We start from the raw sequence: 19500 nt of genomic DNA, 5'->3' as shown, positions 1-19500 counted from the left end.
GCGATTGCGGGCGGGTTCAAAGGGCGCTGCCGCGCCCATCCAAGGAGAGCTAACATGAGTCTGAAGACATTGACGGCCGCGACCTTCGTCGCTTCGCTGGCCTTCGCACCTCTCGCGCATGCGGACATCACCATCGGCCTCATCGCCCCGCTGACCGGCCCGGTCGCAGCTTACGGCGACCAGGTCAAGAACGGCGCGCAGACCGCTATCGAAGAAATCAACAAGAACGGCGGCGTTCTCGGCCAGAAGCTCGTTCTGAAGCTCGGCGATGACGCCGGCGATCCGAAGCAGGGCGTATCCGTCGCCAACAGCTTCGTCGGCGACAGCATCCGCTTCGTCGTCGGCCCGGTGACCTCGGGCGTTGCCATTCCGGTTTCCGACGCGTTTGCCGAAAACGGCATCTTGATGGTCACGCCGACCGCAACCGCTCCGGACCTGACCAATCGCGGCCTGACGAACATCTTCCGCACCTGCGGCCGCGATGACCAGCAGGCCGTCGTTGCCGGCGAATATGTGGTGAAGAACTTCAAGGACAAGAAGATCGCCATCCTCAACGACAAGGGCGCCTACGGCAAGGGCCTGGCCGATGCCTTCAAGGCAGCGATCAACAAGGGCGGTATCACCGAAGTCGTCAACGACTCGCTGACCCCCGGCGAAAAGGATTACAGCGCGCTGACGACGAAGCTGAAGCAGGCCGGCGTCGAAGTGATCTATTTCGGCGGCTATCATCCGGAAGCAGGTCTGCTGGCCCGCCAGCTGCACGACATCTCCGTCAAGGCGCAGATCATCGGCGGCGACGGCCTGTCCAACACCGAATATTGGGCGATCGCCAACGATTCCGCAGCCGGCACGCTCTTCACCAATGCGTCTGACGCGCTGAAGAACCCGGATTCGCAGAGCGCCGTTGCCGCCCTCAAGGCACGCAACATCCCGGCCGAAGCCTTCACGCTGAACGCCTATGCTGCCGTGCAGGTGCTGAAGGCCGGTATCGAAAAAGCCGGCAAGGCAGATGATGCCGAAGCCGCCGGCGCTGCGCTGAAGAAGGGCGAACCGATCGACACGGCCATCGGCAAGGTCACCTATGGCGAAACGGGCGACCTGACCTCGCAGAGCTTCTCGCTCTACAAGTGGGAAGGCGGCAAGATCGTTTCGGCCGAATAAGCCGTCCCGTCATCGCTTCGGAATAGAGCCGGGCCACTTGCTGGCCCGGTTCTTTGTTGTCGATCCTGGGGTGCTGCCACTCAGCAAACGGTGCGGAAGCGCTCGATGCAGGTGGAGAGAACCTCCTCACCCGGCCGCTTCCACCAATTATTCTGAGAGAAGATCTCGACCTCCTGCAAGCCGAAGAAACCGGCCCTCTCGATCTCGGCGCGAATACGCTTCAAGTCGATGACGCCATCCCCCATCATGCCGCGGTCGAGCAGCAGGTCCGTAGTCGGCACCAGCCAGTCACAGATGTGATGCGCCAGGATGCGGCCACCGGCGCCGGCGCGCGCGATCTGTTCATAAAGCTTCGGGTCCCACCAGACATGGTAGACATCGACCGCGACACCGATGCCTTCGCCCAGGAGATCGCAGATGTCGAGCGCCTGCTCAAGCGTGTTCACACAGGCGCGATCAGCCACATACATCGGATGCAGGGGCTCGATCGCGAGCGGAATTCCGGAGCTGCGCGCATGCGGCAGGATCGCGGCGATCCCGTCCGCCACCATCTCGCGGGCATGAGCGATATCCTTCGACCCCTCCGGCAATCCGCCAACGACGAGAACGAGGCAATCGGCATTCAGCGCCGCTGCTTCGTCGATCGCTCGCTTGTTGTCGTCGATTGCAGCCGCCCTACCCTCGGCGCTTGCGGCAGGAAACATGCCGCCGCGGCAAAGCCCGGTGACTTTCAGCCTGTTGTCGGCGACGATGCGGGCGGCTTCGGAAAGCCCGATGTTGTGCACCTGATCGCGCCAGGGCGCGATCGCTACGATATCCTGCTTCAGGCACGCTTCGACCGCCTGGCGCATGTCATATTGCTGGCGCACCGTTGCCAGATTGATGGACAGACCCTCTATGGCCATCGTGATGATCCTCCCCGATCTTGTCCGCTAGTCGATGCCGACGGTGGCAAGGATCGTCTTCATGCGATAGACGGCGAGATCCGGGTCACGCAGCACGCGTGCCGTGTCCGCCAGACGGAAAAGCTCCGAAAGATGCTGGATGGAGCGGGCGCTCTGCTGGCCGCCGAGCATCTGAAAATGATCCTGGAAGCCGTTGAGATAGGCGAGGAAGACGACGCCGGTTTTGTAGAACCGCGTCGGCGCCTTGAAGATATGGCGTGACAGCGGGACGGTCGGCGCAAGGATCTTGTGGAAGGCGTCGAGGTCGTTCTGAGCGAGCTTTGCGAGAGCCGCGCTCGCCGCCGGTGCAATGGCATCGAAGATGCCGAGCAAGGCATGCGAATGGCCCTGGTCGTCGCCGGCGATCAGTTCCGCATAGTTAAAATCGTCGCCGGTATACATCTTGACCGACGGATCGAGCCGGCGGCGCATGATGATTTCCTTCTCCGCCGACAGCAGCGAAATCTTCACGCCATCGACCTTGGCCGCATTCTGGTTGATGATCGCGGTCGCGGTCTCCATGGCCCGCATGTCATCAGCCGACCCCCAGTAGCCTGCCAGCGCCGGATCGAACATCGAGCCGAGCCAGTGAATGATGACAGGCTCTTTGACCTGACCGAGAATGCGGTCGTAAACCCTTATATAATCGTCCGGGCTCTTGGCCGCGGCGGCGAGCGCCCGGCTCGCCATCAGGATGACGCGACCGCCCTGCCCTTCCACATAGGCGATCTGTTCCTCATAGGCGCGGATGACGTCATCGATGGTGACATCGGGACCGGGCTGGAGATGATCCGTGCCGGCGCCATAGGCGATCACCGCATCCGATCGGCCACGGGCTGCCGACTGCGCATGCGCAATCAGCTCTTTTGCGCCGCTCCAGTCGAGCCCCATGCCGCGCTGTGCGGTATCCATCGCTTCCGCCACCCCGAGGCCCAGGCCCCAGAGATATTCGCGGAAGGCAATCGTGCGCTCCCAGTCGATGTTGCGGTCAAGCCAGGGATCGTTGTCCGCAAGCGCATCGACCACGACATGCGCGGCAGCATAGGCCACGCGATTGAAGTGATGGCCGCCCGCCGGTTTCACAGGCGCGATCAACGGCTCATTGGTGGGTGTGAAGGCAGCGATGGTGCCGTCCGCCCTTGGCAAGTGAAGGCTTCTCTCCATCAGGCCAGCCTCCTAGCGGGCCGAAAGAGAGGGAACGTCGACCCAGCGACGCTCGGCCCAACTCTTCTGTGCCAGCTCCGCCAGCTGCACGCCCTTGGCACCCTCGCGCAGCGTGAACTTCCACGGCGAATCCTCGGCGACATGGCACAGGAACTGCTCCCATTGCGCCTTGAAGCCATTGTCGAAGGCCTGCGTATCCGGCACCTCTTCCCAGGTGTCGAAGAAATTGATCGGCTGCGGCTGATCCGGGTTCCAGACGGGCTTCGGCGTATTGACGCGATGCTGCGTCCAGCAGCGCATCAGACCGCAGACGGCTGAGCCATGGGTGCCGTCGACCTGGAAAGTAACGAGATCGTCGCGACGGACGCGCACCGCCCAGGAGGAATTGATATGCGCGATAACGCCACCTTCGAGCTCGAACGTGGCATAGGCGGCGTCGTCGGCATCGGCGGCATAGGTGTTGCCATTCTCGTCGACGCGGCTTGGAATATGCGTCGCGCCAAGGCAGCTGACGGATTTGACCTCGCTAAAGAGATTGTCGAGCACATAGCGCCAATGCGGCAACATATCGAGGATCATGCCGCCGCCATCCTTTTTGCGGTAGTTCCAGGACGGACGCTGTGCCTTCACCCCCCAATCGCCTTCGAAGACCCAGTAACCGAATTCGCCCCGCACGGAGAGGATCTTGCCGAAGAAGCCGCTGTCGCGCAGCATGGCGATCTTGCGCAAGCCCGGCAGGAAGAGCTTGTCCTGGACGACGCCGTTCTTGACGCCGCGACGCTCGGCGGAAGCAGCAACCGAGAGCGCCTCCTCCAGCGTCTCCGAGATCGGCTTTTCGCAATAGACATGCTTTCCGGCGGCAATCGCCTTCTCCAGAAGCTCGACGCGCATCTGCGTCGAACCGGCATCGAAGAAGATCGTATTGTTGGGATCGGCAAGGGCGGCGTCGAGATCGGTCGTGGTCTTCGAAAGACCATGCTTGCGGGCGATCGCCTCGATCTTTTCGGCATTGCGGCCGACAAGCAGCGGCTCCGGCATCAGCCGGTCGCCGTTCGACAGAAGAACGCCGCCCTGTTCGCGGATCGCCAGGATGGAGCGCACGAGATGCTGGTTATAGCCCATGCGGCCGGTAATGCCGTGCATGATGATGCCGATCGGCTTCGTTGCCATGAGTTTCTTCCTCCCGTAAATAACTATATAGTTACATAACTGACATGGCGAGCCGATGCTGTCAACGGCCATCGTCAATGGCCGCAGCGGCAATCATCTATGATTGCTTAGCTTGTTACCTAAGGATTTTAGGGACGCAGATAGGCGAAAATCACATCGACGATATGCTCGCCCCAGGCGTCGATTTCGCTCTTGTCCGAGAGGTTGCGGCGGAAGATCGTCGAGAGCGTCCAACGGTTCGTCAGGAAGAACGAGCCGAGGGCCGCAATGCTCATATAGATCTTCACCGGATCGCAATCGCTGCGGAATACGCCCGCCGCCGCGCCGCGATCGAGTAGGCTGGATATCTCTGACACCAGCGGCGAGTGCAACTCGAAAATGCGCGCCGAACGCTTCAGAAAACGGGCCTTATGCATATTTTCCGTACTGAGAATCCCCAGGAACTCCGGGTGATCCAGAAAATATTGCCAGGTGAAGACCACCAGCTCGCGCATGCCGTCCGCAGGCGAGCGATGCGAGAGATCGAGCCGTGCCTCTGCGGAACGGATGGCGATATAGCTGCCTTCCAGAACGGCGACGTAGAGCGCATCCTTGCCGCCGAAATAGTGATAGAGCATCCGCTTGTTGATTTTCGCCCGTTCGGCGATGGCATCGACGCGGGCACCGCCATAGCCCCGCTCTGCAAACTCCTTGGTCGCGGCCGCCAAAATCGCCTTACTGGTACGTTCCGCATCCCTGAGACGGGGCCGTTCGGAAGCTGTGCGCGAGGGAGTTTGCTCTGCATTCGCAAGGTCTGCACTCTTTGCGCTGCGCTTCACGGTCTTGGATTCCGACATCATGGCTCCCGGCGGCATTTCGTAAGGCTTATGCGGCCCATCCTCACGCCGATAAGTAACCGATCATCGCATAAGTTGACAGCCCCCGATGAATCGAAGGCAATAGTAACCATATGGTTATATCGATTTAAATGTGAATATGGCGAAGGATACGGACAAGAAACGTGGAATTTCCAGCGCTGCCGTAACCCGTCTGAACAACAGTGAGATTGGACTAGGACGGCGACAATCTTGCGTTCGGCCCCTATCCGGCCTTAGACAACAATAGCAAGCGGCATCGGATGAGCACGACCAGAAACCAAATCGCAATCATCGGCGGCGGCCCGGCCGGGTTGATGGCGGCAGAAACCTTGTCCCTGCTCGGCCATCGCATCGCGATCTATGACAGCATGCCGACGGTGGCGCGCAAGTTTCTGCTGGCGGGAAAATCCGGCCTCAACATCACGCATTCGGAAGACTACGGTGTTTTTGCCACCCGCTTCGGCTCTTCCTCGTCCCGATTGCGTGCAGCGCTCGACGATTTCCAGCCTGATGACGTGAGAGCCTGGGCGCAAGGCCTGGGAACGGAAACCTTCACCGGCTCTTCCGGCCGCGTCTTCCCGAAAGTCATGAAGGCATCACCGCTGCTGCGCGCCTGGCTGGAGCGACTGGAGGCTCGCGGCGTCAGCATTCTGACGCGGCACCGCTGGTGCGGCTTCGAGGACGACAGTCTGGTCTTCGAAACACCAAACGGGCACAGGCTCGTGCGCCATGACGCCGTTCTGCTCGCGCTCGGCGGTGCAAGCTATGCCCGGCTCGGATCGGACGCGGCATGGGTCAGCCGGCTGCGCGATAAAGGGATCGACATCGCCGCCTTCCAGCCAGCCAATTGCGGTTTCGATGTCACCTGGAGTGCGACCTTCAGCGAGCGCTTTGCCGGCGAACCCCTCAAAGCCGTGACGGCAGCATCGGAAGCCGGAATTTTTCCCGGCGAATTCGTCATCTCAAAAACAGGAATCGAGGGCAGTCTGGTCTATGCGCATGCAGCCTCGTTACGCGACCGGTTGGCAAAAATGGGCGAGGCCTCGCTCATTGTCGATCTGGCGCCCGGACGCAATGAGGAGCGTTTGGCGCGCGATCTGGCGCGGCAGGATCCCAAGGCCAGTTTCTCCAATCGCCTGCGCAAGGGCGCCGGCATCGAGGGCGTCAAGGCGGGTCTTTTGCGCGAGCTTGCCGAACCCGCCGTTCTCTCGCATCCGGAAGCGCTTGCCGGCCTGATCAAGGCTTTGCCGATTCCGTTGCTGAGGCCGAGACCCATTGCCGAGGCCATCTCGTCTGCCGGCGGCATTCGTTGGGATGAGCTCGACGAAAGATACATGCTGAAGAAGCTCCCCGGCATGTTCGTCGCCGGAGAGATGATCGATTGGGAAGCGCCGACCGGCGGCTATCTTCTGACAGCCTGTTTTGCGACCGGGCATGCAGCGGCAAAAGGCATGGATTCCTGGCTCAAGGCCAGTTGATCCAAGCCGGCACGCCCTAGCTTTAGCCGATCCGGCCCCTCTCCATCAGCCAGGCAACCGCTTCCTGAACAGCCTGCAACGAGGTGTAGCGAGGCCGGTAGCCAAGCAGCCTTTCAGCCTTCGCAATCGAGCAATTCGGGCTTCTGGCAATATGCTCCCAGGTAGCCTGCGCATCTTCCGCCGACTGACCTTCGGCCCATGCCCCATAGGGCAGGAATTCCAGCTTCGGCTCATGTCCGAACCAGCGCGACATGGCCTCTGCATAACCTCTGAGCGTCAACGCACCGCCTGAAACCGCATGAAAAGCCTCTCCCGTCGAGGCCCGCCAATTGGCGATGGCGCCCATGAACATTTGCGCGACATCGTCGGCATGAACGTGGTGGACTGTCTCCAGGCCGAAATTCGGCAGGACGAAGGTTTCACCGCGCGCCAAGGTCGAAAACGCCGACAAGTTGAAATGCCCGGCGGGATTAAGAGGCTCCCAGCCTGGACCGACGATATGGCCGGGATGGATCAGGGTTGCGGGGAATCCCCTGCGGCGCGCCTCCTCAAGCAAATGCGCTTCGATCGCAGCTTTCTGGGTGCCATAATCGCCGAAGGGCCGCTTTGGCGCCTCTTCCGGCGTCGGAACGACGGTCGAAAATCCATGCGTCCAGATCGTGCCCGTATGCAGGAAATGGCCGACATGATCGGTGAGTGCCTCGGTCAAATGCCTTGCGCTATCGAGCGTGAAGCAGATCATGTCGACGACAATATCCGGCTTCAACGCGCGGATGGCCGGGCCGAAGCTGCCTTCTTTCTCCATGGCGGCGCGATCCATCGCCCGCATCTCCACATCATTCCACGCTTTGTTCGGCGAATAGGGTTTTGCCTGGCCACGGCTGATCGCCACGACCTCATGCCCCGCTTCCACGAGCCGCGGCACGAGATAGGTGCCGATATGGCCCGTTGCACCGATAATCACCGTGCGCGTCATGTTGTCCTCCCAACGGTCAGAATCGAAATCGGCGGCTGCCGATGTCCAAGAAATGATCTGCTCCGTGAGAATAGGAGAGCAGACGACTTTGTCATCCCTTCTCATGGCTGAAAAAGTCATTCTTCATCGTCTTATTGCAGGAGGCGGTGACGGAGGCATCCGAACGTCACTTTGACGCATACAGCGGTGTAAGGCGCTGCGAGCGAGATTGCGGGTGGCACTCGAAAACGACCCAACGCGTCATCCAATGGCAGCGGTATCTTCCGGATCGCATCGGGGACCCGCCACTTTTTCGATCACCAATACATGAGTATGCGAATTCCTAGGCACTCGCCGAGCTATGGGCGCAAGATCGGCCTTTGGCATCTTTGCCGCCTTGACGACGAGGAGCTGATTTATTCTCCATGAATACAATAGCTTAAATTATGCTCGTGCAGCTACTGCGCCTTATGGCATCGGTATTGCATGTCTGGTTTTCCAGACCATGCCGCCAGGATTTTCCCATGCCGAACAACACATCATCGCCATCGGTGCGACTGCCGATTTCATGACTCCCTTCACCAGACAGACCGCTCAAACCAATTCGCCATCGTCCCGCGCCATGATTGCGACACCGCATTGGCAGGCCAGCGAAGCAGGCGCGAAAGTGCTCAGGCGCGGCGGCAATGCGATTGAGGCATTGGTTGCGGCGGGAGCTGCTCTATCGGTCACCTATCCCCATTTCTGCGGGCTCGGCGGCGACGCGGTCTGGCTGGTAGCGGACGAAACAGGCAATGCACAGACTTTCCTCGGCATCGGGCAGGCGGCGGCAGACATTCCGCGTGGAGACATACCTTTGCGGGGCGCAGCCTCTACGCTGACGACGGCCTGCCTCGTGGATAGCTGGGAGAAAGTGCTTACCCATTCCGCCGACACTTGGGGCGGCACGGAGCGACTGCCAGCCCTTCTTGACGACGCCATCGCACTGGCGGAAGGCGGCTTCGAAGTCAGCAAGTCGCAAGCCTTCTGGTATGAATTCAGGCGGGATGAACTGAAGGGCTGGCCCGGCTTCACCGGGCTCTTTCGGTGCGGCGGCCTCCAGCACCAGCCCGCTTTGGCCCGGACGCTCGAGGCCATAGCTCGTCATGGCGCCCGCGAATTCTACGAGGGCGCGCTGGCCCGGCGAATTGCGAGCGGGCTTGCCGAGGTCGGTTCTCCGCTCTCCGCCGCCGATCTCGCCGCCACGCGCACCGATATTGTCGCTCCCCTCCAGCAGGCATATCGCGACACGATACTTCTTGCTCCGCCGCCGCCGACCCAAGGCATAACCACCCTCGGCATCATGGGTGTGCTCGACCATCTGCCGATGGCGGATTTCTCACCCCACAGCCCAGCCTATTATCATGCGCTGGTCGAAGCCGTGAAACAGGCGTTCCTCGACCGGCACGCAATCGCCGATCCTCGCTTCGCCGCTGATGTCTCGAAACACCTTCTCGATCCGGATCGCCTCGTGGCCAAGGCTGCCGCGATCGATCCGGCATGGGCCTTGCCATGGCCGCAAGACTATCGACACGGCGATACGGCGCTGCTTGCGGCCGTGGATGCCAATGGACGATGCGCCTCCCTGCTCCAAAGCCTCTATTTCGACTGGGGCAGTGGCGTGGTGATCGGCGACACCGGCCTCCTCTGGCAAAACAGGGGGGCGGCTTTCAGCAGCGATCCGGTAAATCCCAATTGCATCCAACCGGGAAAGCGTCCTTTCTATACCCTTAATCCGGGCCTTGCGCTAAAGAACGGGCGCCCGCATCTGGTCTATGGGACGCAAGGGGCGGACGGCCAGCCGCAGACGCTATCGCTGCTGCTCAGCCTGCTGATCGATCACGGCCTTGATCCCGCTGCCGCCCTCGTACGCCCGCGCTTTTTGCTCGGCCGTACATTCTCGGACAGCCGCGACAGCCTGAAGATCGAGGAGAATATCGGTGCCGAATTGGTCTCCGCGCTGGCCGCCATGGGACATGAGATCTCCACCATCGATGCACTCAGTCCACTTGGCGGCCAAGCCGGCGTGATCCGCATCGGCGAAGACGGGGCGATCGACGGCGCGCATGATCCGCGGAGCGACGGAGGCGCGATCCTGCTGTGAGCGCCAGCGATCAACAATTCGATCTCATCATCCGAAATGTCCGCATCGAGGAAGATGGCAATTTCGTCGACATTGGCGTGCGGGGTGACCGGATCGCAGCCATAGAACCTTGCATTCGGTGCGACGCGGTATCGGACGTCGACGGCGGAGGAAGCTTCGCCTTTGGCGGATTTGTCGATACCCACATTCATCTCGACAAGGCCTGCATTCTCGATCGCTGCACGATTTGCGAGGGGACGCTTGCCGAGGCAGTACGGGAAGTCGCCAAAGCCAAGGCGAGCTTTGAAGAAGCCGATGTTTATTCGCGCGCGGCACGCGTCGTCGAGAGGGCGATTTCCCACGGCACGACGCGGATGCGAACCTTCGTCGAAATCGACCCGCGCGCGGGCTTCCGCTCTTTTGAGGCAATCAAGCGTATCCGCAGGGATTATGCTTTCGCGGTCGATATCGAAATCTGTGCCTTCGCCCAGGATGGGCTCACGAACGAGCAGCAAACATACGACATGCTCGACGCAGCACTTGCCGATGGTGCGGATCTGGTGGGCGGCTGTCCTTATACGGATCCCTCTCCCGGCCGGCATGTAGACATGATTTTCGCATTGGCATCAAAGCACAATGTTGCGGTCGACTTTCATCTCGATTTCAGTCTCGATCCGGATCGAACCGATCTGCCCAAGGTGATCGACGCGACGGTCCGTCATGGTTGGCAAGGTCGCGTATCGATCGGCCACGTCACCAATCTGTCGGCCATCCCGCACGCGCAGATTCTTGCTATTGCCGACGACCTGGCAAAAGCAGGGATCGCTTTATCGGTGCTTCCGGCGACCGATCTGTTTCTGATGGGCCGCGGTCAAGACCGCTTGGTTCCGCGTGGTGTAGCGCCAGCCCATCTGCTCGCCGGGAAAGGGGTCGCCACATCAATCGCGACCAACAATGTCCTTAATCCCTTCACGCCCTATGGCGATGCTTCGCTCATCCGCATGGCTAATCTTTACGCCAACGTCGCCCAGCTTTCGCGTGACGACGAGATGGCCCTGGTTTTCGACATGGTGAGCGGAATGGCAGCGGGCCAATTCGACGGCAGCACGCGTCTGCAGGTCGACAGCGAGGCGACGATCGTGCTCCTCGACAGCCCCGGCCCCAGTGCAGCTGTGCGCGAAATCGCCCGTGTGATTGCCGGTTGGAAAAAGGGGCGCAAGAGCTTCGACAACGGTCGCACTATGCTCCACAAACCGATCTAGAGCGACCGCGCCATTCCATCGGGGACCGAAGTGGTCCACGATGGAAGAAGCGAGGCGGGCATCGCAATTGACACGCCGTTAAGACCGAAAGATCAGTCATACCGCTCCAGGAACTCGGAGACCGTCTTCAGGCAAAGATCCTTCTCTTCGACATGCGGCATATGGCTGGAGTTTTCGAAGAGCACCCACTCGCAACCCTTGACGCGATCGACATAAGGCTTGACCACCAGAGGCGTCGCCTCATCATATTTGCCCGAGATCAGCAAGGTCGGCGCCTCGATGAGCGGAAGCCTGTCTTCGATCGTCCAGTCCTTCATCGTGCCGATGACGCGAAACTCGGTCGGGCCGTTCATGTTGCGGTAGACGGTATTGTCCTCGTCCATGGTGGCGAAGGTGCGGGCAACCTCCTCCGGCCAGGGCACGACTCGGCAGACATGGCGATCATAGAAGACACGCGAGGCGCTGATATATTCCGGATCGGTGATCGTGCCGGCGCGTTCGTGCTTCAATAACGTATCCTGCACCTCCTGCGGCAGCTCCTCGCGAAGGCGGTTCGCTTCCGCGACCCAGGTATGCATGTTGGCCGGCGAATTGGCGATCACCAGCGCCTTCAGCCCCTTCGGTCGACGCACCGCATGTTCGGCACCCAGCATGCCGCCCCAGGACTGTCCGAGAAAGGCGTAGCGATCCTGAATGCCGAGGTGCCTCAGCAGCGTGTCCAGCTCATCCAGGAAAAGCGCCGGCGTCCAGAAGTCGGGCCCCTTCTCCGACAGTCGCGTGGACTTGCCGTTGCCGAGCTGGTCGTAGTGGATGACGGCGCGGCCATCGATTTCGGCAATGTCCTTGAAGCTGTCGACATAGTCATGAGTGCAGCCAGGCCCGCCATGGGCGACGACGAGCGGCAGCCTGCCGGAATCAAGCGAGCCGGTGATGCGGTACCATGTCCGGTATTCGCGAAAGGGCAGAAATGCTTCCTGCATCGGGATTGCGGCCACGTGTCTCTCCATCTTCAGGCTTCGATGGACCAGACCATAACGCGGCCGAAACGGGTGCGGCAGCTATCAGAAGTTATAGGATGGTTGCGCTTCCAGCAGCCGATAATGCGTGGCGCGGACGACCGCCTGCGTGCGGTTCTTGGCGCCCAGCTTCTTTGCCGCGGCGTTCAAATGCATGACGACCGTCGGCACCGAGCGATCGATGATGCGCGAAATCTCCTTCGCGGAATAGCCCTCGGCGGAATAGCGCAGGCATTCCCTCTCGCGTTCCGTCAGCCGGATCTTGCCGACACTGAGGGCTGCGGTGTCGAAGAGCGAATAGGCCGTCTCGTGGAAGACATGCGCAAGCAGGTTGAAATCGGCGATATAGCGCAGGGCGTCGCGCTCGAATTCCTTGTTGGCACCGAAGCGAATTCCCGTGACCGTCGCGTAATCGCCGCGCGGCATGTGCACCGGCACCGTGACACCCGTCGACATGTCGCGCTCGCTCAGGTAGCGCGCAACGGGAACCGTGTCCTCGCTCATGAAGCGCTTGATCAGCGTATCGGCGTCGGGATCATAATTCCAGAAGAAGGGCGCCGAAGTCCGTAGCGCCACCTGCTGCACCGGATCGATGCGGAAATAGCCGCGATCGAACCAATATTCATACATGTCGTCGGAGATGTTCCTGAGCTTCAGAAGCGATGGGATCATGATCTTGCCGTCGAGGTCGTAGGGAACCGGCGAATAATCGTAGATCAAAGCTTCGAAGCCGATTGCCTTCATGCCCTCGAAAATATGGTCGATACGGCCGTCCAGCGTCTGATGCGCGGTGAACTGGCGCCTGATGGTTCCGATTTGATCGAACATGCAGCGGTTCCCGTCTGTGCCTGCGACCTCCCAACCTATCACTTCTTATAGCTGGTGCCGAGCGCGGTTTAAGGTAAAAATTTAGCCATGCTCAAATATTGAGCAAGCAGAATCTTTCGCCGGAGTTGTCAATGTGGCGTGAAATTGAGCCGGAGGCGCGGCATGTCGTCGAGGTCGCTGGCTATAAGGTGGTCGCCTACAGCTTTGGCAACGGGCCTGAGACGGTCTTCTGCCTGAACGGCGGCCCCGGTCTGCCCTGCGATTATCTGCGCGAGGCTCATTCCTGCCTGATCGACAAGGGGTACAGGGTCGTTGCCTTCGACCAGCTCGGCACCGGCGCCTCCGACCGTCCCACAGACAAGAGCCTCTGGACCATCGGCCGTTATGTTGAGGAAACCGAGACTGTCCGCAAGGCGCTCGGCCTCGGCAAGGTCCATATGCTCGGCCACTCCTGGGGCGGATGGCTGGCAATCGACTATGCGCTGACCTATCCCGAGAACCTCAAGACGCTGATCCTCGAAGATACCGTTGCCGACATGCCGCATCTGATTTCGGAGTTGGAGCGGCTGCGCGCGGCGCTCGGCCCGGAAACTGTCGCGATGATGCAGAAGCACGAGGCGCAAGGCACCTATAACCACCCCGAATATCTCGCAGCCGTCACCATCCTCAACTATCGCCATGTCTGCCGCCTGCCGGAATGGCCGGCACCTGTCCGCCGTTCGCTCGACGATTGGAACATGGGGCCCTACGAGACGATGCAGGGGCCGAATGAATTTCTCTACATCGGCAATCTCAAGGACTGGAACCGCATTCCGGACCTTCCGAAACTTGCCATGCCGGTGCTGATCACGGCGGGCGAACATGATGAGTTGACGCCGGCCTGCGCACTCAGGATGAAGCTTGCCTTGAAGGATGCCGAACTCAAGGTCTTCGCCAATGCCAGCCACATGCCCTTCTACGAGAACCCGTGGGATTACTATCCGGCGCTCCTCGATTTCCTGTCACGGCATAGGGAAAGCTGATGCAAGTTAAGGTGATCCAATCCCACCGACGACAAGGGGGCGATCGCCGCCATGCATCGCTATAGATTCGTATTGACACGGCCGCTGCAATTCCTGCCCGTCCTCTTCGGCATCAGTGTCATCACCTTCGTTCTGGTCCGCCTCATTCCCGGCGATCCCGCGCGCAATATCCTCGGTACGCGCGCCACGCCGGCCGCTCTTGCCAGCATCCGCGCGCAATACGGCCTCGATCAGCCGATGTGGCTGCAATATTTCTATTTCATCAAAAACCTCGGCAATGGCGAGATGGGCAAATCGATCCTCTACAAGATCGACGTGCTGCCGCTGATTTCGACGCGGATCGAGCCGACGATCGCACTGGTCGTATCGAGCGTCATCCTGTCGATCCTGATTGCCGTGCCGATGTCGGCGATCGCCGCGCGCAATGTCGGCCGCGCACCGGATCACATCGTGCGCGTCGTCTCGACCTTCGGCATCGGCTTTCCACCCTTCTGGCTTGGGTTGATGCTGATCATCCTCTTCAGCGTCCAACTCGGCGCCCTGCCGGTCTCGGGCTACGGCTCGACGATCGGCGAGAAGATCGCCCATCTCATCCTGCCGGCTCTCACCGTTGCGCTGTCGCTTTCGACCGTGCTGACCCGCAGCCTGCGGGCAGCCATGATCGAATCGCTTAAATCGGACGTGGCGACTGCAGCCCGTGCCCGCGGCATGCCCGAGGGCATCGTCTTCTGGCGGCATGTGGTGCCGAACTCGCTGGTGCCTTCAATCAATCTGCTCGCCGTCAACATCGGCTGGCTGATCGGCGGCACGGTGGTCGTCGAAAGCGTCTTTGCCCTGCCCGGCATGGGGCAACTGCTGGTGCGTGCCATCTTCTCGCGCGACTACATGGTCGTTCAGGGGGTGGCGATGGTGTTTGCCTGCGCCACGGTGCTGGTCAACTTCTTCGCCGATATCGTGACAGTCGCCGTCGATCCTCGGGTGAAACTATGAGCATCGACACGACAGCGACCACATTCCTCGGATGGAACAGATTTTTGGGAAAGCACCTGACGCTGACGCTCGGCGGCGGCATCCTTCTGTTCTTCCTGCTTCTGGCGATTTCAGCGCCACTTGTCGCGCCCTATGACCCAATCTTCCAGAATGCCGACATGCGCCTGCAGGCGCCCTCGTTCCTGCATCCGTTCGGCACGGACAATTTCGGGCGCGACATTCTTTCGCGCGTCATCTGGGGTGCGCGCATCGATCTGCAGATCGCCGTCATCGGCGTGCTTTTCCCCTTTCTGATCGGCACGACGGTCGGCACCATTGCCGGCTTTTTCGGCGGCATTATTGACGCGCTCTTCATGCGCATCGTCGATATCATCTTGGCCTTTCCCTTCCTCGTGCTGATGCTGTCGATCATCGCCATTCTTGGGCCGGGACTGAGCAGCTTCTATATTGCCATGGCGCTCGTGGGTTGGGTATCCTATGCCCGCCTCATCCGCGCGCAGATGCTGGTGCTGAAAGGCAGCGATTATGCTGTTGCGGCCGTCAGCCTCGGCTTCAGCCGTCCCCGCATCATGTTTCGCCATCTGCTGCCGAACGCCATTGCCGGTTCGATCGTCTTTTCGATGTCAGATGCAGTGCTGGTGCTCCTGAGCGGTGCGGCCGTCAGCTATCTCGGCCTCGGTGTTCAGCCGCCGCTTGCCGAATGGGGTGTCATGGTGGCAGAGGGCCAGAGCTTCATCACCACGGCGTGGTGGATCACGCTGTTTCCCGGCCTTTCCATCGTCTGCCTCGCCTTCGGCTTCAGCATGCTGGGCGACGCGCTCGGCGAGCTGCTGGGGGTGCATGAATGAGCGAGCCCCTACTCTCCGTTCGAGACCTCGTGGTCAAGGCCCATCTCGACGGCGGTGAACGCACGCTGATCGATGGCGTTTCGCTCGATCTCGGCAAGGGCGAGATTCTTGGCCTCGTCGGCGAGAGCGGCTCGGGCAAGAGCCTCCTGTGCCGCTCGCTGGTGCGGCTGCTACCCTCGTCGCTTCTGAAGATCGAAAGCGGCTCCATCCGGCTCCAAGGGCGGGAGCTCACGGAAATCAGCGATGCCGAGATGCTTGAGGTGCGTGGCGGCGAGATCGGCATGATCTTCCAGAATCCGACGAGCCATCTCGATCCCGTCATGCGCATCGGCGACCAGATCGCCGAAGGCATCCGCTACCATCAGGGGCTCAAAACGCGCGAGGCGCGCGCAGCCGCAACCGAGATCCTGGAGCAGGTCGGCTTTCCTGATCCCAAAAGACAGTATGACAGCTATCCGCACGAGTTTTCCGGTGGGATGCGGCAGCGTGCCATGATCGGCGTCGCACTCTCCTGCAATCCGAAGATCCTGATCGCCGATGAGCCGACGACGGCGCTCGACGTCACCATCCAGGCGCAGATCCTGCGGCTCCTGATTGACATCCGCGACAAGCGCGGGCTTTCAATCATCCTCATCACCCACGATCTCGGCATCGTCGCCCAGACCTGCGACAGGATCGCCGTCATGCGCGGCGGCCGGCTGCTTGAACAGGGTCCCAAAAGGATGATCCTCAGCCGGCCTGAAAATCCCTATACGATCGATCTGATCAACAGCCACCCTTCCCTGCCTGACGAAGCGGCGATGACGCAGCCGGAACCCACAAGGCCGGAGAGGTCAGCCAAGCCGCTTCTCGAAATCGATGACCTTCGTGTCGACTTCAGGGTCGGCAGCGGTTTCTTCAAGGGCAGCGGGGCAAAGACGGTCAGCGCCGTTTCCGGCGTGAGCCTGCAGGTCATGCCGGGCGAAACCATCGGCATCGTGGGAGAATCCGGCAGCGGCAAGAGCACGCTTGCCCGTGCAATTCTCGGCCTCACCTCGATTTCCTCGGGCCATGTCACTTTCGACGGTGTCGATCTGACCCAGCAGAAGAGCGCCGGCCTCGCAAGGCTCCGGCGCGAAACCGCCATGGTGTTCCAGGATCCGTTCAATGCGCTCAACCCGCGCCTGACGATCGGCCAGACGCTTGCAGAGGTGCTGAAAGTCCAGGGCAAGATCGCAAAGGCTGAGATCCCCGCACGCATCGGCGAATTGCTCGATCTCGTCGGGTTGGAGCGCGAATTCGCCGATCGCAAGCCGCGCAGCATGAGCGGTGGCCAATGCCAGCGCGCCGGCATTGCAAGGGCGCTTGCGGTCGACCCGAAGCTTATCATCGCCGACGAATGCGTGGCTGCCCTCGATGTCACCATCCAGGCGCAGATCATCGATCTCTTCCGTGAACTGACGCGCCGGATGAACCTGACGCTGATCTTCATCGCCCACGATCTCGCCATTGTGCGCGACCTCTGTGAGCGGACGGTCGTGATGTATCGCGGCGAGATCGTCGAGGAAGGCCGCTCGCAGGAAATCTTCTCTCGCCCGAAGCATGCTTATACCGCGGCGCTTATTGCAGCCATTCCCGATATCGATCCGGACAAGCCCTTGCATAGCGAGCGCGACGCGGCACAGGCCGGGCAGACCCAATCAGCCAAACGCATGCGATAACAACGAAGGGAACGAATTCATGACCAACAAATGGAAGACAATCGGGCTTGCCGCCATTCTCGCCGGCCTGACGCTGAGCGCGAGCTATGCGGAAGCGGCCGGTGTGCTGACCATCGGCCGCCGTGAGGATTCGACGACGTTCGATCCGATCAAGACCGCGCAGAATATCGACAACTGGGTATTCTCGAACGTCTACGACGTGCTTGTGCGCGTCGACAAGACGGGCACGAAGCTGGAGCCGGGTCTTGCGGAAAGCTGGACGACCTCGGATGACGGCTTGACCTATGTCTTCAAGATCCGCGATGCGAAATTCTCTGACGGGTCACCGCTGACGGCCGACGATGCAGCCTTCAGCCTGCTGCGCATCCGCGACGACAAGGCATCGCTCTGGAGCGACTCATACAAGGTGATCGATACCGCCGTCGCGACTGATCCGCACACGCTGACGATCAAGCTCAAGCACGCCTCAGCGCCTTTCCTTTCGACGCTCGCCTTGCCGAACGCGTCGGTGATTTCAAAGGTCGGGATGGAATCGATGGGGCCGGATGCCTATGCGGAAAAGCCGATCGCCTCAGGCGCCTTCTCTGTTGAAGAATGGCGCCGCGGCGACCGCATCATCCTGAAGAAGAACCCGAATTTCTGGCAGGCCGACCGCGTCAAGCTCGACGGCGTCGAATGGATTTCGGTACCGGACGACAACACCCGCATGCTGAACGTGCAGGCCGGCCAGCTCGATACCGCCATTTTCGTTCCGTTCTCGCGCGTCGAAGAGCTGAAAAAGGACCCAAACCTCAACGTGCTGATCGATCCGTCCACGCGTGAGGATCACCTGCTAATCAACCACGCCCATGGCGACCTCGGCAAGAAGGAGGTCCGCCAGGCTCTCGACATGGCGATCGATAAAAAGGCGATCGTCGATGCCGTTACCTTCCATCAGGGCACAGTCGCTAATTCCTACATTCCCAAGGGCGCCTTGTATTACTATGCGGATAATCCGCAACGCCCCTACGATCCGGAAAAGGCCAAGCAGATGCTTTCGGCGGCCGGCGTCTCCAATCTCACGTTAAAATACCTCATTCGCGCCGGCGATGAGGTGGATGAGCAGACGGCCGTCCTAGTACAGCAGCAGCTTGCCCAGGCCGGCATTACAGCCAACCTGCAGAAGGTAGACCCTAGCCAGGAATGGGACATGACCATCGCTGGTGACTACGACATTTCCGTCAACTACTGGACCAACGATATTCTCGACCCGGATCAGAAGACGACATTCGTTCTCGGTCACGATTCCAACAACAACTACATGACCAACTACAAGAATGATGCGGTAAAGGATCTCGTCGCCAAGGCGCGGCTGGAGCTGGATCCGAAGAAGCGCGAGCAGATGTATATCGACCTGCAGAAGATGGCAAAGGACGACGTCAACTGGATCGACCTTTACTACAGCCCTTATATCAACGTTGCACGCAAGAACATCGATAACTTCCATCAAAACCCGCTCGGCCGCTTCTTCTTGGAAGATACGGTCAAGAATTGACACAGCCTCAAGCTCCGCTGTCCACAAGGACAGCGGAGCACAGCTTTGTAAGATGACCCCTTTCACAAACCCGCGAAGCGGTTATTCTGTCATGTTGATGCAAGGCAAGGATCATTGGCGAATGCACGTGCCGCAAGGTGAATTTCGGGAGCGCATGACGATACTGGGCGACCTTAACGCAGCCTCATTCGTCCCCTGGATCCAGCGTCACGCCAACAAGCTCGGGCTTTCGCAGAGGTTTTTCCATTCCGATGTGGACCGGATCGAACTTGAGGTCACCGGCCCTGTGGAACTGATCGACATGCTAGAAATGGGCTGCTCACTCGGTCCGATCGACGTCTGGGTAGACGAGATTCAGCGCAGGGTCATGAACGGGCCGGAAACATCGCATCTTAGGAATTCCTGATCTATTGCCTTTTATTTAATCATTGTTGCCAATGCGAATTATT

Annotated in this window: 17 protein-coding genes; 10 read left to right on the top strand and 7 right to left on the bottom strand. The window is 60.3% G+C overall.

Features of this window, described 5'->3' with window-relative positions; translation table 11 throughout:
- Window positions 1-54 precede the first annotated feature (54 nt).
- Window positions 55-1161, top strand: a complete 1107-nt coding sequence (locus AC13RM_RS27635) for a branched-chain amino acid ABC transporter substrate-binding protein (protein WP_374819138.1) — start codon at window positions 55-57, stop codon at window positions 1159-1161.
- Between the two features lie 80 nt (window positions 1162-1241).
- Here AC13RM_RS27635 and AC13RM_RS27630 read toward each other — a convergent pair whose 3' ends face one another.
- The 4 genes from AC13RM_RS27630 to AC13RM_RS27615 all read right to left on the bottom strand — a co-directional run bounded on the left by AC13RM_RS27630 (window position 1242) and on the right by AC13RM_RS27615 (window position 5275).
- Window positions 1242-2066, bottom strand: coding sequence for a sugar phosphate isomerase/epimerase family protein (locus tag AC13RM_RS27630; protein WP_374819136.1), 825 nt, complete (start codon window positions 2064-2066; stop codon window positions 1242-1244).
- Window positions 2067-2093: 27 nt separating this feature from the next.
- Complete coding sequence (locus AC13RM_RS27625; RefSeq protein WP_374819134.1) at window positions 2094-3269, bottom strand: dihydrodipicolinate synthase family protein; 1176 nt, start codon at window positions 3267-3269, stop codon at window positions 2094-2096.
- A 12-nt stretch (window positions 3270-3281) separates the two neighbouring features.
- On the bottom strand, window positions 3282-4439 hold the full coding sequence (locus AC13RM_RS27620) for a Gfo/Idh/MocA family protein (protein ID WP_374819132.1): 1158 nt from the start codon (window positions 4437-4439) through the stop codon (window positions 3282-3284).
- 128 nt (window positions 4440-4567) lie between these two features.
- Window positions 4568-5275, bottom strand: a complete 708-nt coding sequence (locus AC13RM_RS27615; protein ID WP_374819130.1) for a TetR/AcrR family transcriptional regulator — start codon at window positions 5273-5275, stop codon at window positions 4568-4570.
- A gap of 281 nt (window positions 5276-5556) precedes the next feature.
- Here AC13RM_RS27615 and AC13RM_RS27610 point away from each other — a divergent pair, with 281 nt between their 5' ends.
- Window positions 5557-6774 carry a TIGR03862 family flavoprotein gene (locus tag AC13RM_RS27610; RefSeq protein ID WP_488555912.1) on the top strand — a complete coding sequence of 406 codons (1218 nt, stop codon included), beginning with the start codon at window positions 5557-5559 and terminating at the stop codon, window positions 6772-6774.
- A gap of 22 nt (window positions 6775-6796) precedes the next feature.
- On the opposite strand, the gene AC13RM_RS27605 is transcribed toward AC13RM_RS27610, so the two are convergent.
- Complete coding sequence (locus AC13RM_RS27605; RefSeq protein ID WP_374819126.1) at window positions 6797-7750, bottom strand: NAD-dependent epimerase/dehydratase family protein; 954 nt, start codon at window positions 7748-7750, stop codon at window positions 6797-6799.
- Window positions 7751-8351: 601 nt separating this feature from the next.
- On the opposite strand from AC13RM_RS27605, the gene AC13RM_RS27600 reads away from it, so the two are divergent.
- Window positions 8352-9872 (top strand): gamma-glutamyltransferase family protein, encoded by a 1521-nt coding sequence (locus tag AC13RM_RS27600; RefSeq protein ID WP_374819363.1) that lies wholly within the window; start codon window positions 8352-8354, stop codon window positions 9870-9872.
- Window positions 9869-11113: an amidohydrolase family protein gene (locus AC13RM_RS27595; RefSeq protein WP_374819124.1), complete on the top strand. Its 1245-nt coding sequence runs from the start codon at window positions 9869-9871 to the stop codon at window positions 11111-11113. The genes AC13RM_RS27600 and AC13RM_RS27595 overlap by 4 nt, the downstream gene beginning before the upstream one ends.
- Window positions 11114-11205: 92 nt before the next feature.
- Here the strand turns inward: AC13RM_RS27595 and AC13RM_RS27590 are convergent, their stop codons facing one another.
- The gene (locus AC13RM_RS27590) at window positions 11206-12120 is read right to left on the bottom strand and encodes a proline iminopeptidase-family hydrolase (RefSeq protein ID WP_374819122.1); all 915 of its coding nucleotides are present in this window, start codon (window positions 12118-12120) and stop codon (window positions 11206-11208) included.
- A 54-nt stretch (window positions 12121-12174) separates the two neighbouring features.
- Entirely contained in the window at window positions 12175-12957 is a 783-nt protein-coding gene (locus AC13RM_RS27585) for a LuxR family transcriptional regulator (protein WP_169645283.1), read from the bottom strand.
- A 131-nt stretch (window positions 12958-13088) separates the two neighbouring features.
- On the opposite strand from AC13RM_RS27585, the gene AC13RM_RS27580 reads away from it, so the two are divergent.
- The 6 genes from AC13RM_RS27580 to AC13RM_RS27555 all read left to right on the top strand — a co-directional run bounded on the left by AC13RM_RS27580 (window position 13089) and on the right by AC13RM_RS27555 (window position 19457).
- Window positions 13089-13979: a proline iminopeptidase-family hydrolase gene (locus tag AC13RM_RS27580; RefSeq protein ID WP_374819119.1), complete on the top strand. Its 891-nt coding sequence runs from the start codon at window positions 13089-13091 to the stop codon at window positions 13977-13979.
- A 51-nt stretch (window positions 13980-14030) separates the two neighbouring features.
- On the top strand, window positions 14031-14969 hold the full coding sequence (locus tag AC13RM_RS27575) for an ABC transporter permease (RefSeq protein WP_374819117.1): 939 nt from the start codon (window positions 14031-14033) through the stop codon (window positions 14967-14969).
- Window positions 14966-15817: an ABC transporter permease gene (locus AC13RM_RS27570; protein ID WP_285171792.1), complete on the top strand. Its 852-nt coding sequence runs from the start codon at window positions 14966-14968 to the stop codon at window positions 15815-15817. The genes AC13RM_RS27575 and AC13RM_RS27570 overlap by 4 nt, the downstream gene beginning before the upstream one ends.
- Window positions 15814-17517 carry a dipeptide ABC transporter ATP-binding protein gene (locus AC13RM_RS27565; protein WP_374819115.1) on the top strand — a complete coding sequence of 568 codons (1704 nt, stop codon included), beginning with the start codon at window positions 15814-15816 and terminating at the stop codon, window positions 17515-17517. The genes AC13RM_RS27570 and AC13RM_RS27565 overlap by 4 nt, the downstream gene beginning before the upstream one ends.
- A gap of 19 nt (window positions 17518-17536) precedes the next feature.
- The gene (locus AC13RM_RS27560) at window positions 17537-19051 is read left to right on the top strand and encodes an ABC transporter substrate-binding protein (RefSeq protein ID WP_374819113.1); all 1515 of its coding nucleotides are present in this window, start codon (window positions 17537-17539) and stop codon (window positions 19049-19051) included.
- Window positions 19052-19172: 121 nt separating this feature from the next.
- On the top strand, window positions 19173-19457 hold the full coding sequence (locus AC13RM_RS27555) for an acylphosphatase (protein WP_113232924.1): 285 nt from the start codon (window positions 19173-19175) through the stop codon (window positions 19455-19457).
- Window positions 19458-19500 lie beyond the last annotated feature (43 nt).

The sequence above is a fragment of the Martinezella sp. CNPSo 3732 genome (genome assembly GCF_057784515.1).
This window is presented reverse-complemented; position numbering and strand designations above follow the sequence as displayed.